The 14327-nt window shown below is 54.1% G+C and carries 15 protein-coding genes and 1 pseudogene; 2 read left to right on the forward strand and 14 right to left on the reverse strand.

Annotation, left to right across the window (positions count from 1 at the left end; all coding sequences use genetic code 11):
- The first annotated feature begins 1 nt into the window (after position 1).
- Positions 2-445, forward strand: a complete 444-nt coding sequence (locus FDW88_RS11180) for a DUF2756 family protein (RefSeq protein ID WP_096759238.1) — start codon at positions 2-4, stop codon at positions 443-445.
- Here the strand turns inward: FDW88_RS11180 and ugpQ are convergent.
- From ugpQ to livK, 12 genes and pseudogenes are all read right to left on the reverse strand, one after another.
- Positions 442-1185: a glycerophosphodiester phosphodiesterase gene (ugpQ, locus tag FDW88_RS11185; protein WP_115257276.1), complete on the reverse strand. Its 744-nt coding sequence runs from the start codon at positions 1183-1185 to the stop codon at positions 442-444. The genes FDW88_RS11180 and ugpQ overlap by 4 nt on opposite strands.
- Positions 1182-2252: a sn-glycerol-3-phosphate import ATP-binding protein UgpC gene (locus FDW88_RS11190; RefSeq protein ID WP_137362563.1), complete on the reverse strand. Its 1071-nt coding sequence runs from the start codon at positions 2250-2252 to the stop codon at positions 1182-1184. Before FDW88_RS11190 ends, ugpQ begins: the two co-directional genes overlap by 4 nt.
- Position 2253: 1 nt before the next feature.
- Positions 2254-3075 carry a sn-glycerol-3-phosphate ABC transporter permease UgpE gene (gene ugpE / locus FDW88_RS11195; protein WP_137362564.1) on the reverse strand — a complete coding sequence of 274 codons (822 nt, stop codon included), beginning with the start codon at positions 3073-3075 and terminating at the stop codon, positions 2254-2256.
- Positions 3072-3959 (reverse strand): sn-glycerol-3-phosphate ABC transporter permease UgpA, encoded by an 888-nt coding sequence (gene ugpA, locus FDW88_RS11200; RefSeq protein ID WP_096759234.1) that lies wholly within the window; start codon positions 3957-3959, stop codon positions 3072-3074. Before ugpA ends, ugpE begins: the two co-directional genes overlap by 4 nt.
- 100 nt (positions 3960-4059) lie before the next feature.
- Positions 4060-5376 carry a sn-glycerol-3-phosphate ABC transporter substrate-binding protein UgpB gene (gene ugpB, locus FDW88_RS11205; protein ID WP_096759233.1) on the reverse strand — a complete coding sequence of 439 codons (1317 nt, stop codon included), beginning with the start codon at positions 5374-5376 and terminating at the stop codon, positions 4060-4062.
- A gap of 243 nt (positions 5377-5619) precedes the next feature.
- A pseudogene (locus FDW88_RS11210) lies at positions 5620-5889 on the reverse strand (dTDP-glucose pyrophosphorylase); the annotation flags it as partial.
- 20 nt (positions 5890-5909) lie between these two features.
- Positions 5910-6191 (reverse strand): hypothetical protein, encoded by a 282-nt coding sequence (locus tag FDW88_RS11215; RefSeq protein ID WP_137362565.1) that lies wholly within the window; start codon positions 6189-6191, stop codon positions 5910-5912.
- Positions 6192-6290: 99 nt separating this feature from the next.
- On the reverse strand, positions 6291-7004 hold the full coding sequence (livF, locus tag FDW88_RS11220; RefSeq protein WP_096759502.1) for a high-affinity branched-chain amino acid ABC transporter ATP-binding protein LivF: 714 nt from the start codon (positions 7002-7004) through the stop codon (positions 6291-6293).
- Between the two features lie 17 nt (positions 7005-7021).
- Entirely contained in the window at positions 7022-7789 is a 768-nt protein-coding gene (gene livG / locus FDW88_RS11225) for a high-affinity branched-chain amino acid ABC transporter ATP-binding protein LivG (protein ID WP_096759231.1), read from the reverse strand.
- Positions 7786-9066, reverse strand: a complete 1281-nt coding sequence (gene livM, locus FDW88_RS11230; RefSeq protein WP_096759230.1) for a branched chain amino acid ABC transporter permease LivM — start codon at positions 9064-9066, stop codon at positions 7786-7788. The genes livG and livM overlap by 4 nt, the downstream gene beginning before the upstream one ends.
- A complete protein-coding gene (gene livH, locus FDW88_RS11235; protein ID WP_096759229.1) occupies positions 9063-9989 on the reverse strand; it encodes a high-affinity branched-chain amino acid ABC transporter permease LivH in 927 nt (308 codons plus the stop codon). Before livH ends, livM begins: the two co-directional genes overlap by 4 nt.
- 47 nt (positions 9990-10036) lie before the next feature.
- Complete coding sequence (livK, locus tag FDW88_RS11240; protein ID WP_115257271.1) at positions 10037-11146, reverse strand: high-affinity branched-chain amino acid ABC transporter substrate-binding protein LivK; 1110 nt, start codon at positions 11144-11146, stop codon at positions 10037-10039.
- 424 nt (positions 11147-11570) lie between these two features.
- On the opposite strand from livK, the gene panM reads away from it, so the two are divergent.
- A complete protein-coding gene (gene panM, locus FDW88_RS11245) occupies positions 11571-11957 on the forward strand; it encodes an aspartate 1-decarboxylase autocleavage activator PanM (RefSeq protein ID WP_137362566.1) in 387 nt (128 codons plus the stop codon).
- Positions 11958-12038: 81 nt separating this feature from the next.
- On the opposite strand, the gene FDW88_RS11250 is transcribed toward panM, so the two are convergent.
- Positions 12039-13142 (reverse strand): branched-chain amino acid ABC transporter substrate-binding protein, encoded by a 1104-nt coding sequence (locus tag FDW88_RS11250; protein WP_138140553.1) that lies wholly within the window; start codon positions 13140-13142, stop codon positions 12039-12041.
- 322 nt (positions 13143-13464) lie between these two features.
- Positions 13465-14319: an RNA polymerase sigma factor RpoH gene (rpoH, locus tag FDW88_RS11255; RefSeq protein WP_096759226.1), complete on the reverse strand. Its 855-nt coding sequence runs from the start codon at positions 14317-14319 to the stop codon at positions 13465-13467.
- Positions 14320-14327: the final 8 nt, after the last annotated feature.

The raw sequence follows: 14327 nt of genomic DNA on the forward strand, positions 1-14327 counted from the left end.
GATGAAACGACTCTTGATTTTAGCCATGCTATTGCCGTTTGCAGGCTTTGCACAGCCCATCAACACCATGAACAACCCGAATCAACCGGGTTATCAGATCCCGAGTCAGCAGCGGATGCAGACACAAATGCAATCACAGCAAATTCAGCAGAAAGGGATGCTGAACCAACAGTTGCAGACGCAGACGCGCATGCAACAGCAGCATATGGAAAATCAAATCAACACCAACTCCCAGCGCGTGCGCCAGTCTCAGCCGGGGGAGTTGAATACCAGCCAACAGCAAATGCTACCCAACAACAACGGTGGGATGCTAAACACCAACCGCAATCCGGACAGCACGCTGAATAAACAGCAGCAAATGCTGTCGGAGAAAAAGAACGGCGACATGCTTAAGCCCTCCAGCACGCCGCAGCCTAACGTGCCGTTAAAAACGATTGGGCCTTAATAGGGCTGAAAATCCGGCCCAATGACATCAATGGCATCGGTACAGATGCAATCCACCCCCCAGCGCAATAGCTCTGCCGCGCGCTGGGGACGGTTGACGGTGTACACCAGAATGCGTAACCCGGCATCACGTATCGCATCGACACGCGCTTCATCCAGCAGCGTATAGTTTAGATGAAGAGAAACGCAGCCCAGCCGCGACGTGAGTTCGCGCCAGTCGTCACGCCATTCATCAAGCAGCAGCCCGCGCGGCAGTTCCGGTGCGGCCTGCTGTGCAGCTTCAAGAGCCTCAATGTCAAAGGATGACAGCAGCGGCGGCGTCATGTCAGCCCAGAGTTCACGCGCTGCCAGCGCAACGGCTCTGCCGGTGAGTGCCTCGCTACCCGTAGTGGGTTTAATCTCAATATTGGCCATCATGCGATGCTGACGGCAGCGGTCCGCCACCTGAGAAAGCAACGGCAACGGCTCGCCTTTGAACTCGCCGCTAAACCAGCCCCCGGCATCAACGCGCAGCAGATCCTGCCAGTTCAGCTCCCCTGCGACGCCCCAGCCGTTGCTGGTGCGTTCAAGGTTGTCGTCGTGCAGTAAGAAGATCTCGCCATCTTTTGACAATTTCGCGTCAAATTCGATCATGGTATGCCCGAATCGCGCCCCCACATCGATTGCCGCCAGCGTGTTTTCCGGGGCCAGTTTACCGCCACCACGATGGGCAACAATATGGGGATAAGGCCAGTTACTCATACTCGTTGTCCTGTTTCGCCATCAAAGAGATGCATATGGTTTTCGGGCAGATGCAGCCACAGCGTGCTGCCTGCCGTCGGGCGATGCTGATGCGCCAGCCGCACCACCAGTTTCTGCTCGCCCCAGCGTCCGTGGGCCAGGTTATCCGCGCCCAGCATTTCCAGGGTGTCTAGCACCTGTGGCACGCCGCCTTCGGCCTGCGAGCTTAGCGCAATATGCTCCGGGCGGATACCCAGCGTCATGTTACGCCCAATATGGCGCGAATAATCCTTGCCGAGGGGCAACATCATGCCGCTCTCCAGCTCAAAATGATGGCCCGTGGCGCTGATACGCCCGTCCAGAAGGTTCATGGCCGGGCTGCCGATAAAGCTCGCCACAAAGCGGCTGGCCGGTTTTTCGTACACCTCAACCGGCGTACCGATTTGTTCGGCGACGCCTTTGTTCATCACCAGTACCCGCTGGGCAAGGGTCATAGCTTCGACCTGATCGTGGGTTACGTAAAGTGAGGTGGTTTTCAGTCGCCGGTGCAGATGTTGTAACTCCAGACGCATCTGCACGCGCAGCTTGGCATCAAGGTTGGAAAGCGGCTCATCAAACAGGAATACTGCCGGTTCGCGTACAATCGCCCGTCCCATCGCCACACGCTGACGCTGGCCACCGGAAAGCTCGCGTGGGCGACGTTTGAGCAGTTCGCTCAGCTCAAGGATACGCGCGGCATCGTTCACACGCTCGGCAATGTACGCTTTGCTCATGCCGCGAATTTTCAGCCCCCAGGCCATATTTTCTTCCACACTCATATGCGGGTAGAGCGCGTAATTCTGGAACACCATCGCAATACCGCGATCTTTCGGCTCCATCTCGGTGACGCGCTTATTTTCAATCCAGATATCGCCGCTGCTCACCCGCTCCAGTCCGGCGACCATGCGCAGCAGCGTAGACTTACCGCAGCCAGACGGCCCGACCATTACGATAAACTCCCCGTCCGCAACGTCCAGCGTCAGCGGTTTAATCACCTGGGTTTTACCGTCCCAGCTTTTGGTTACTGCCTGTAGTTTTAAACCAGCCATTTTATTTCTCACTATCGACCAGGCCACGCACAAATGCGCGCTGCATGGCTAACACGATGATTACCGGAGGAATAAGCGTCAGCAGCATAGCTGCCATCACGTGGTTCCACTGCGTCGTACCTTCACCGGTGGCGATCATGCCTTTGATACCCGCCACCATAATCAACAACGGCCACAGATACTGGTTCCAGCCGTAAATAAAGGTGATGACGAACAGCGCCGCCAGATTGGTTTTTGACAACGGCAGCACGATGTCGCGGAAAAAACGCATCGGTGATGCGCCGTCAATACGCGCCGCTTCCACCAGTTCATCTGGCAGGGTCATAAAGAACTGGCGGAACAGGAATGTCGCGGTGGCGGATGCCATCAGCGGCAGCGTCAGACCTGCGTAGCTGTCGAGCATTTTCAGGTTGGCGATCACCTCTACCGTCGGGAAAATTCGCACCTCCACCGGCAGCATCAACGTAATAAAAATCATCCAGAAGAACAGGTTACGCAGCGGAAAGCGAAACCAGACGATGGCGAATGCGGAGAGCATCGACACCGTGATTTTCCCCAGCGTAATGCTGAACGCCATGATGAAACTGTTGAGCATCATCAACCAGAATGGTGCGCTGTTCACGCCCACCCCGTTGACCCAGATGGTGTGCATGTTATCCAGCAGATGGGTTCCGGGGACCAGCGTCATCGGCGTGTCATATACCGCCTGGTTGTCCAGCGTCGCCGCCACAAACGCAACGTACAGCGGGAACAGGATCACCATGATCCCCAGAATCAGCAGGGTATGGCTGAATATTGTCAGCCAGCGACGGTTCTCAATCATTGGTAACGCACCTTACTTTCCACATAGCGGAACTGCACCACGGTCAAAATAATAACGAGGAACATCAGCACCACCGATTGTGCAGCGGAAGACGCCAGATCCAGCCCGACAAATCCTTCACGGTAGATCTTATAAATCAGCGTGGTCGTCGCCTGCACCGGTCCGCCCGCCGTGGCGGCATCAATCACCGGGAAGGTGTCAAAGAAGGCGTACACCAGATTCACCACCAGCAGGAAAAAACTCACCGGGGCAATCAGCGGCAGCGCCAGCTTGAAGAAGCGGCGGATTGGACCCGCACCGTCAATCGCCGCGGCTTCTATCAGCGAGCGAGGAATAGACTGTAATGCGGCAAAGAAGAACAGGAAGTTGTAACTAATCTGCTTCCAGACCGAGGCAAATACCACGAGGAACATGGCCTGGCCGCTGTTTTGCGCGTGATTCCAGTCATAGCCAAACTCACCGAGAAAATGCGTAATCAACCCGCGCCCTGGATTAAACAGAAAGATCCACAGCACCGCAGCGACGGCAGGGGCCACCGCGTAAGGCAGCAGCATCAGCGTCTGGTAGAAACGGCTGCCGCGCACCACGTAATTCACCAGCGCGGCAAAAAACAGAGACACCAGCAGACCGCTTACCGTGACTAACGTACTGAACTTGATGGTGGTCCAGAACGAATCAAGGTAGTACGGGTCATGAAACAGCGCGACAAAATTATCCAGCCCCACGAACTGGCTGGAAAAACCAAATGGATCGACGCTTTGTAGCGAATACCACAGCGCTTCACCCGCAGGCCAGATAAAGAAAATAAGGGTGATAGCCAGTTGCGGGGCCACCAATAAATAGGGTAGCCAGCGCGAGCGGAACACCGGTCGGGATGAGGACATGGCAGTTCTTTTCCTGGAAGGTGCCGGATAGCGCTCCGCTTATCCGGCCTACGCGCATTTGTAGGCCAGATAAGGCGAAGCCGTCACCCGGCATTTCACATTACGATTTAGTCGACTGCTCGAAGCGACGCAGTAACTGGTTGCCGCGCTCAACGGCGGTATCCAACGCTTGCTGTGGGGTTTTCTTACCGGTCCAGACGCTTTCCAGTTCCTCATCCACGATGGTGCGGATCTGCGGCATATTGCCCAAGCGCAGTCCTTTGGTGAACGGCAACGGTGGCTTGTTCAGCATCTGACGCGTGGCGGTATCCGCCCCCGGGTTCTTGTCATAGAAGCCCTGTTCGCGAGTCAGATCGTAGGCGGCGGTGGTGATCGGCAGATAGCCCGTTTTCTGGTGCCATTCAGCCGCAATTTCAGGCTTCGCCAGGAAGTTAAGGAACTGCGCCACGCCAGCGTAGGTTTCTTTGTCTTTACCCTGCATCACCCACAGGCTCGCACCGCCGATAATCGCGTTCTGCGGGGCACCTTTCACGTCGGCATCGTACGGCATCATACCGACGCCATAGTTGAATTTCGCATAGTGACGGATGTCGGCCAGAGAGCCGGAAGAAGCAGTGGTAATAGCACAGTCACCGCTATAAAACTTCTCGGTGGATTCATCTTTGCGCCCGAAGTAGCTGAAATCACCCTTCTTGTTTAGCTCTTGCAGCAGTGCAATATGTTTCACCTGCTCCGGCTTATTAAACTCTAGCACCGCATCGGTACCGTCAAAACCATTGTTTTTAGTGGCGACCGGCAAACCGTTCCAGGCACTAAAGTTTTCAATCTGGATCCACCCCTGCCAGCCGCTGGCATAGCCGCACTTCATGCCTGCAGCCTTCAACTTCGCGGTGTACTCCGCCAGGTCCTGCCAGGTTTTTGGCGGCTGTTCAGGGTCTAAACCGGCTTTTTTGAAGGCATCTTTGTTGTAGTACAGCACCGGGGTGGAGCTGTTAAACGGCTGGGAGAGCAAATGTCCGGTTTTAGAGTCGGTGTAATAACCGGAAACCGTCGGCACAAACTGAGACTCATCAAAGTTAATTCCAGCCTCTTTGAACACTTCATAGACCGGCTTAATTGCCTTTGAGGCCATCATGGTTGCCGTCCCGACTTCGTAAACCTGCAGCAGAGCAGGCGCGTTACCGGTACGGAATGCGGCGATCCCCGCGCTCAGGCTCTGCTCATAGTTGCCTTTGTACTGCGGAACGATTTTGTAGTCGGGATTGGATTCATTAAAACGTTGCGCCAGTGAATCAACTTCTTTACCCAGTTCGCCTTCCATTGAATGCCAGAACGGGATAGTGGTGACGGCCAGTGCCTGACCTGCAAATGCCAAGCTGATTGCCAGTCCTAAAGCTGTATGTCGTAACGATTTCATCGGTTATCTCTCTTGTTGTGCCGGATGCGCGATATCACGCGTTTTATGCTCGCGGGGGTAACATGACATGCTCGAATGACAGAAAAATAACTTTTTTATTACAAAAAAAAGATAGTAAGGCGACAGAGAGATGGCAAGGCAGTGAAGGCGTAGTGACAGGAAAATGCGGGGTGGTGCACAACAAAGCCGGGTAGTGGTGATGTCTTACCCGGCCTACGGAGGGATTTTATCAGTCCAGTAAAATCAGGAAGATTGCGCGAAAGTAAATTCCAGCGCCAAACCCAGGATCTGCATACCATGGATATTTTCTTCCGGAGATATCGCCACCAGGCTTTCCAGAAACTTGAGTTGGCGTGACTGGGCGTTAATGATGCGTTTTCCCCGTAACGCAGGAAGTTTCAGCGAAGAGATGGGATAAACCACGCGACCACAGACTTCCACCTGCAGATTGCGCAGATCGACCTGCTGGAGCACTCCTACAGAGGAATACAGCAGCGCAACTGGCATAACGGCAAGCAACAGCGTTGCCGGCCTTAATCTCTACGCCAGCGTCGTTCGTACTCATTCTGTAAACGCTGCTGCTCCCACCGCTCACGCTCACGCTGGATATCCGATTTTTCATCTTCCCAACTCGGGCACACCGAGCTGGTGAATACTTCGCAGGGCGAGTTGGATTGTGCTAACGGATTGGTGGTTTTTTCTTCCCAGATAGCGGGATCGCGCGGGTCGAACGTTTGCGGCTTCAATGCCTGAGCGCTGGATGAGAGCGCCAAAAACAGACTTCCAATCATCATGCAGGTGCCAGAACGTCGCATCCTTTCTCCTTGTTCATTTTATTATTGATAATTATTCTCAATAATAACATGGAGCAATAAAAAGGGGCCACATCGGCCCCTGGTCTATTTCAAGAAATATTACCCGCCCAGATAGGCGCTGCGCACCGCTTCGTTGGCCAGCAGCGCATCGCCGGTGTCCTCCAGAACCACATGACCGTTTTCCAGCACGTAGCCGCGATCGGCGAGCTTCAGCGCCTGATTGGCGTTCTGCTCGACGAGGAAGATGGTCATCCCCTGCTCACGCAGCTGTTCGATGGTGTTAAAGATCTGCTGGATGATAATCGGCGCCAGCCCCAGAGATGGTTCATCAAGCAGCAGCAGGCGTGGCTGGCTCATCAGCGCGCGGCCAATCGCCAGCATCTGCTGTTCACCGCCGGACATGGTGCCCGCCCGCTGAATACGACGCTCATGCAGGCGTGGGAACAGGTCATACACCCACTTGATACGTTCCTGAAACTGGTTGCGTTCAACAAAGAAGCCACCCATTGCCAGGTTCTCTTCCACCGTCATGCGCGAAAACACGCGACGCCCTTCCGGGACAATCGCCACCGCTTCACGCATGATTTTCGCCGTCTGCCAGTCGGTGATGTCTTTACCATCAAAAACAATGCGCCCGCTGGTCGCTCGCGGATCGCCGCACAATGTGCCGAGCAGCGTGGTTTTACCCGCACCGTTGGCACCGATTAACGTCACGATCTCACCCTGATTGATATACAGACTGACGTCGTGCAGCGCCTGGATCTTTCCGTAGTGGGCGTTCACCTTGTCAAACGTTAACATCGCTTTTTCCATCTTTTGGCTCGCCCCCATTATGCTTCACCTAAATAGGCGCGGATGACATCCGGGTTATTACGAATCTGTTCCGGCGTCCCGTTTGCCAGCGGCGTGCCCTGGTTCACCACGTAGATACGGTCTGAAATCCCCATCACCAGCTTCATGTCATGTTCAATCAACAAGATTGAAGTGTTGTGATGATTACGCAGCTCAGCAATCAGCTCATCCAGCTCTTTAGTCTCTTTCGGGTTGAGCCCCGCGGCAGGTTCGTCGAGCATCAGGATTTCCGGCTGGGTCACCATGCAACGAGCAATCTCCAGACGACGCTGGTCACCATAGGCCAGGTTACTGGCCTGACGGTTGGCGTGTTCCAGCAGACCGATACGCTCAAGCCAGGTGGCAGCACGGTCCAGCGCTTCGCTCTGGGCACGACGGAAAGACGGGGTTTTCAGCAATCCGGAGAAGACACCGGTTTTCAGCTGTTGGTGTTGCGCCACCAGCAGGTTTTCAATCACCGTCATCTCGCGGAACAGACGCACGTGCTGGAAGGTGCGCACCACGCCCATGCGGGCAATTTGCTGGCCCGGCAGCCCTTCCAGATGCTGATCGCGCAGCTTGATCGTCCCACCCGTCGGCTTGTAAAAACCGGTCAGACAGTTGAAAACTGTGGTTTTACCCGCACCGTTTGGCCCGATTAACGAGACAATTTCCTGTGGCCTCAGTTCCAGTTCAACGTTGTTGACCGCCAGCAGACCGCCGAAGCGCATCATCAGGCCGTTCACGGATAATAATGGCTGACTCATGCCTGCTCTCCTTCTTTCGCTTGCCCGTTTTTCAACTTCAACTGTGGACGGGTCATCGGCAGAAGCCCCTGTGGGCGCCAGATCATCATCAGTACCATCAAACCACCGAGCATCAACATGCTGTATTCATTGAAATCACGCATCAGTTCGCGTGACACCACCAGCAGGATGGCCGCCAGGATCACCGCAAACTGCGACCCCATGCCACCGAGGACTACAATCGCCAGTACGAAGGCCGATTCGGCAAAAGTGAAAGACTCCGGACTAACGAAGCCCTGACGCGCAGCAAACAGCGTGCCGGCAAAGCCGGCAAACGCGGCACTGATGGTAAAGGCGGTCAGCTTGATACGTGTTGGGTTTAAACCCAGCGAGCGGCAGGCGATTTCATCTTCACGCAAGGCTTCCCACGCGCGGCCCAGCGGCATACGCAGCAGGCGGTTTATGACAAACAGTGAGAAAACCACCAGCAGCAACGCCACCAGATAGAGGAAAATCACACGGTCAGACGGGTCATACTTCACGCCGAAGAAGTTGCTGAAGGTATCCCAGCCGCCTTCGCGGGCGCTACGGCTGAACTCGAGACCGAAGAGAGTCGGTTTCGGGATCTGGCTGATGCCGTTCGGGCCACCGGTCACTTCAGTATTGTTCAGCAACAGAATACGGACGATCTCACCAAAACCTAAGGTCACAATCGCCAGATAGTCACCGCGCAGACGCAGTACCGGGAAGCCGAGCAGGAAACCCGCTGCCGCAGAGACCAGGCCTGCCAGCGGCAGGCAGGTCCAGAAACCGAGACCGTAATAGTGGTTCAACAGCGCGAAGGTGTAAGCACCGATAGCATAAAAACCCCCGTAGCCCAGCACCAGCAGACCAGAAAGCCCCACCACTACGTTTAAGCCCAGACCGAGGATGATATAGATCATCGTCAGGGTGGCGATATCGACCGTGCCGCGTGAGACCATAAACGGCCACGCTACGGCAATCACCAGCAGCGCCACCAGGAACAGTTTTTGTTTGACGGTGGAGCCGTCAATCGCCGGCAGAATAAACTTCGGGCCGGAAACTCGCTTCATGCTGTGCTGGAAAGCCGGGCGCAGCAGCTGGAACAGAAAAACGACTCCGGTGCCGATAAACACCCACTGCCAGCGAATATCACTGGCGACATCAACGACCAGCTTGGTGCCATCCAGCTCTAACTGAACGCCCATAAAGACGCCCGCGAGGATGAAAAACATGGCGGCAGAGAGCAGCGCCATCGCAACGTGCATTGGTTTCATACTTTCTCTACCTCCGGGCGACCCAGAATACCGGTCGGCATCACCAGCAGCACGATAATCAGCAGTGCAAACGACACCACGTCTTTGTATTCCGTACTCAGATACGCAGAGGAAAGCGCTTCCGCTACACCCAGAATCAGACCGCCAATCATCGCCCCAGGGATGCTACCGATGCCACCCAGTACGGCGGCGGTAAAGGCTTTCATCCCGGCCATAAATCCGATGTACGGGTTGATAACGCCGTAGAACTGGCCGAGCAGCACGCCCGCCACTGCCGCCATCGCCGCACCGATCACAAAAGTCAGCGCAATCACGCGGTCAGTGTTAATACCGAGCAGGCTGGCCATTTTCAGATCTTCTGCACAGGCACGACAGGCGCGGCCCATACGTGAGTAGCGGATGAAAATCGTCAGCGCCAGCATGGCAACAAACGTCACAACCCAGATAACTGCCTGCATGGTCGTAATGGAGGCAGAGAAGTTTTCGCTACTGCCGATGGTCCACTGGCCGTTAAACAGGCTGGGCAGCGCCACGTCGCGCGAGCCTTCGGTCAGGCTGACGTAGTTTTGCAGGAAGATGGACATCCCGATGGCGGAAATCAGCGCAATCAGGCGCTTGGAGCTGCGCACGGGCCGGTATGCTACGCGTTCAATACTCCAGCCGTAGGCGCTGGCAATCACGATAGCGCCGACGAATCCGGCCGCTACCAGCAGCCAGCTGGTATCAATACCCATCATCATTAGCGCAGCGATGATCATAAAGGAGACATAGCTGCCGATCATATACACCTCGCCGTGGGCGAAGTTGATCATGCCGATAATGCCGTACACCATCGTGTAACCGATGGCGATCAGCGCGTAGGTGCTTCCCAGCGTGACGCCGTTAAACATCTGCTGTAAGAAATAGAGGAACTGCTCGGACATATGCAAACCTTTTCATACCCGCCCGGCATCACCGGGCGGTGGGATAATTATTTGGCTACCGAGGACGACCCGTCGGCGTGCCACTGGAAGACACCAAACTCAAATCCCTTTAGATCGCCTTTTTCATCCCAATTCAGCGGCCCAATCACGGTATCAGCCCCGTGTGCTTTTAAATCTTTCACCAGATCCAGCGGTTCTTTGCTGCCGCTGCGATCCAAAGCGGTTGCCAGCGACTGCACAGCGGCGTAGGTGATCCACACATACGGTCCGGTCGGATCTTTCTTGTCCGCTTTGAGCGCATCGACGATAGCCTTATTCGCCGGATCCTGGTCATAGCGTTTTGGCATGGTCACCAGCATGCCTTCGCCTGCCTCGCCCGCGATGTTGGACAGTGACGCATTACCCACACCTTCTGGTCCCATAAACTGCGTTTTCAGGCCCACAGAGCGTGCCTGACGCAGCATTTGTCCCATTTCCGGGTAGTAGCCGCCGTAATAAACGAAGTCGATGTTTTCTTTCTTCAGACGGGCAATCAGCGCAGAAAAATCTTTTTCTCCGGCAGTGATCCCATCAAAGAAGACGATATTGGCTTTGCCCGCTTTCAGGCTGTCTTGTACCGAGCGCGCCAGTCCTTCACCGTACTGCTGCTTATCATGGAGGATGGCAATACGCTGAGGCTTAACCGTCTCAAGAATATATTTCGCCGCGGTGGGTCCCTGAGAGGAGTCCAGACCGGCCGTACGCATGATGTGCGCATAACCGCGCTGCGTCAGTTCCGGGTTGGTGGCACCCGGGGAAATCATCAGGATGCCTTCATCTTCGTAGATGTCGGATGCAGGTTGAGTCGACGATGAGCACAGGTGACCAATCACATACTGAATGCCGTCGTTAACGATTTTATTCGCCACGGCCACCGCCTGTTTTGGATCGCAGGCGTCGTCATATTCCACGCCCACCAGCTTGTCGCCTTTGATGCCACCTTTGGCATTAATATCTTTAATCGCCTGACGCGCGCCATTGAATTCCATATCGCCCCACTGCGCGACCGGACCTGACATTGCCCCGACCACAGCGACTTTGATCTCCTCCGCCATAGCCGTGTGCGACATTGCCAGTGCGATTACCCCTGCGATGATTGTCTTCGCATTCCTTTTCATTCCTGAATCCCCATTCGTGATGTTGTGTATTTATTTTGTATTTATATGGTTAAAAAGCAGACTGTGCTTTTTTTGAACTGTACTATTTTTACCAGTCTGATTAATGGTTTAGCACAGTTTTTTAAGCAAATTATCGCTAAAATCTCTATTTTTCAGTCGATTAAGAAAAGATAATATTCTGCTTTTCACTATAGATAAACAAAAAAAAGCACGTTTGTCAGCATAAAATAATGGCACAAAGAGCGGAATAAAATGCTGCATCCCAGGGTAATATCCTGCCTGTTTTTCAATGCCTAATGTTTCAAACTGTAATTATCGTTGTTATAAAATTAATCACCTGGTTATTCACATAAAAAAGAGAAAGCGTCCGGGGGAATTATTTCGGTACACTGATTTCATCTTTTGTGATTTGGACACGCTGTCAATGAAGCTGACCATCATTCGTTTAGAAAACTTTAGTGCTCAGGACAACATTGATCTGGGCAAAATCTGGCCGGAATATTCCGCCTCATCTCTACACGTCGATGACGCTCACCGGATCTATGCCGCGCGGTTTAATGAGCGCCTGTTAGGCGCAGTACGCGTCACCCTGAGCGGTACGCAAGGCGCGCTGGATTCCTTACGCATACGCGAAATCACCCGCCGTCGCGGCGTCGGGCAGTATTTGATCGAAGAAGTGATCCGCGAAAACCCTGACGTGAGTTCATGGTGGATGGCAGATGTAGGCGTGGAAGACCGCGGCGTGATGGCCGCATTTATGCAGGCATTAGGGTTTAGCGCACAGGCGGATGGCTGGGAGAAACGGAAATAAAAGCCGGATGGCGCTGACGCTTATCCGGCCTATGAAGTGCTCGTTGTAGGCCCGGTAAGCAAAGCGCCACCGGGCAGTTACTCACTTAGCGTCTGTAGCCGTACCGTTAGCATGCCAATCAAACACGCCGAACTCGAAGCCTTTCAGGTCACCCTTCGCATCCCATGACAGCGGCCCCATCACGGTTTCAACAGAGTTTGCTTTCAGGTATTTAGCAATTTCAGCCGGATCGTCGGAATGGTTCAGACCAGCCTGCAATGATTGCAGCGCAGCGTAGGTGGTCCACACAAACGCGCCGCTTGGATCCTGTTTCTTGGCCTTGATGGCATCCACGATCGGTTTGTTCGCCGGAACCTGATCATAGTTCTTCGGCTTGGTCACCAGTAAGCCTTCCGCAGATTCACCGGCGATGTTAGACAGCGACACGTTCGCCACCCCTTCTGGTCCCATAAACTGGGTTTTCAGGCCAGCAGCACGCGCCTGACGCAGGATCTGCCCCATTTCCGGGTGGTAGCCACCGTAGTAAACAAAGTCGATGTTATCTTTCTTCAGACGCGCCACCAGGGTGGAGAAGTCTTTCTCACCGGCGGTGATACCGTCAAAGAACACCACATCAGCATTCGCTTTCTTCAGGTTGTCTTGCACAGAGCGCGCCAAACCTTCACCGTACTGCTGCTTGTCGTGAACGATGGCAATGCGTTTCGGCTTCACTTTTTCAACAATATATTTCGCGGCGGTTGGCCCCTGATCAGAGTCCAGGCCAGTGGTACGCATCACCAGATTATAGCCACGCGCGGTCAGTTCCGGCGCGGTTGCCGCCGGGGTGATCATCAGAATGCCTTCGTCTTCATAGATATCTGACGCGGGCTGAGTAGAAGACGAGCACAGGTGACCGATAACGTATTTAATCCCGTCGTTAACCACTTTGTTGGCAACCGCTACCGCCTGTTTCGGGTCACAGGCATCGTCGTATTTCACCACGACCAGCTTGTCACCCTTCACGCCGCCTTTGGCGTTAATGTCTGCAATCGCCTGTTCTGCACCGGTAAACTCCTGGTCGCCATACTGCGCCACCGGACCCGACATCGCGCCGACGACGGCAACTTTAATATCCTTAGCAAAGGCCATATTGCTCAAAGACAGGGCGATACATCCTGCCAATAACGCTTTACCCTTCATATTCATCCTGACAATCCCCATTATTGTGGTTATTACGTGTGTTGTGATGTTGTTGTTCAGCACTTTATTTCGATTATTGGATAGCTACCCGTGCTTTAGCAGCATACTCTGCTAAAACATACCCGATTTTTATTATTTTGGAATAGCTAATTTTACATCCAGATAACAGATTCGTGTCGGTGGGAGGGGAGGAAAGGCCCGTTTGCCCGATAAGCGAAGCGCCATCAGGCAAACGTGTTGCCGGATGGCAGCGTAAACACCTTATCCGGCCTACAAAAAACAAAACCCCCGAATTCACATTCGAGGGTTCATTGGCAATTCGCGAAAATTACGCTTCGATTGCCGCGCGGAGTTTTTTCATGGCGTTCTTTTCAAGCTGACGCACACGTTCAGCGGAAACACCGTAGCGATCGGCCAGCTCCTGCAACGTCGACTTGTTGTCTTCGTCGAGCCAACGGGCACGGATGATGTCCTGGCTACGTTCGTCCAGACCTTCCATCGCGTAAGTCAATTTGTTCGCCGCCTGCTCTTCCCAGTTATCGTCTTCAATGCCGTCAGCAAAGTTAGACGATTTGTCCTGCAGATAAAGCACCGGAGCCATCGGCTGGCTGTCGGACTCGTCGTCCGAAGACATGTCAAACGTCATGTCCTGCGCCGCCATACGGGATTCCATTTCGCGGACGTCTTTGCTGGAAACCCCCAGCTCGCGAGCGACCATTTCAACTTCATCCTGGTTAAACCAGCCCAGACGCTGCTTAGTTTTACGCAGGTTAAAGAACAGCTTACGCTGTGCTTTGGTGGTCGCGACTTTAACGATACGCCAGTTACGCAGAACGTATTCGTGGATCTCTGCTTTGATCCAGTGCACGGCGAAAGACACCAGGCGCACACCCACTTCCGGGTTGAAACGGCGCACGGCTTTCATCAGGCCGATATTACCTTCCTGAATCAGATCCGCCTGCGGCAGGCCATAGCCCGCGTAGTTACGAGCAACATGAACAACAAAGCGCAGGTGAGACAGGATCAGCGTTTTAGCTGCTTCCAGATCGCCCTGGTAATGCAGCTTTTCAGCCAGTGCCCGCTCCTCGTCAGCCGACAACATCGGCCACGCGTTTGCAGCCCGGATGTAAGATTCCAGGTTACCAACAGGGGCTAAAGCTAAATTTTGCATTTCTTTGGTCATTCAAATCC

The organism is Citrobacter sp. wls829 (assembly GCF_005280825.1).
Taxonomy (GTDB): domain Bacteria; phylum Pseudomonadota; class Gammaproteobacteria; order Enterobacterales; family Enterobacteriaceae; genus Citrobacter; species Citrobacter gillenii.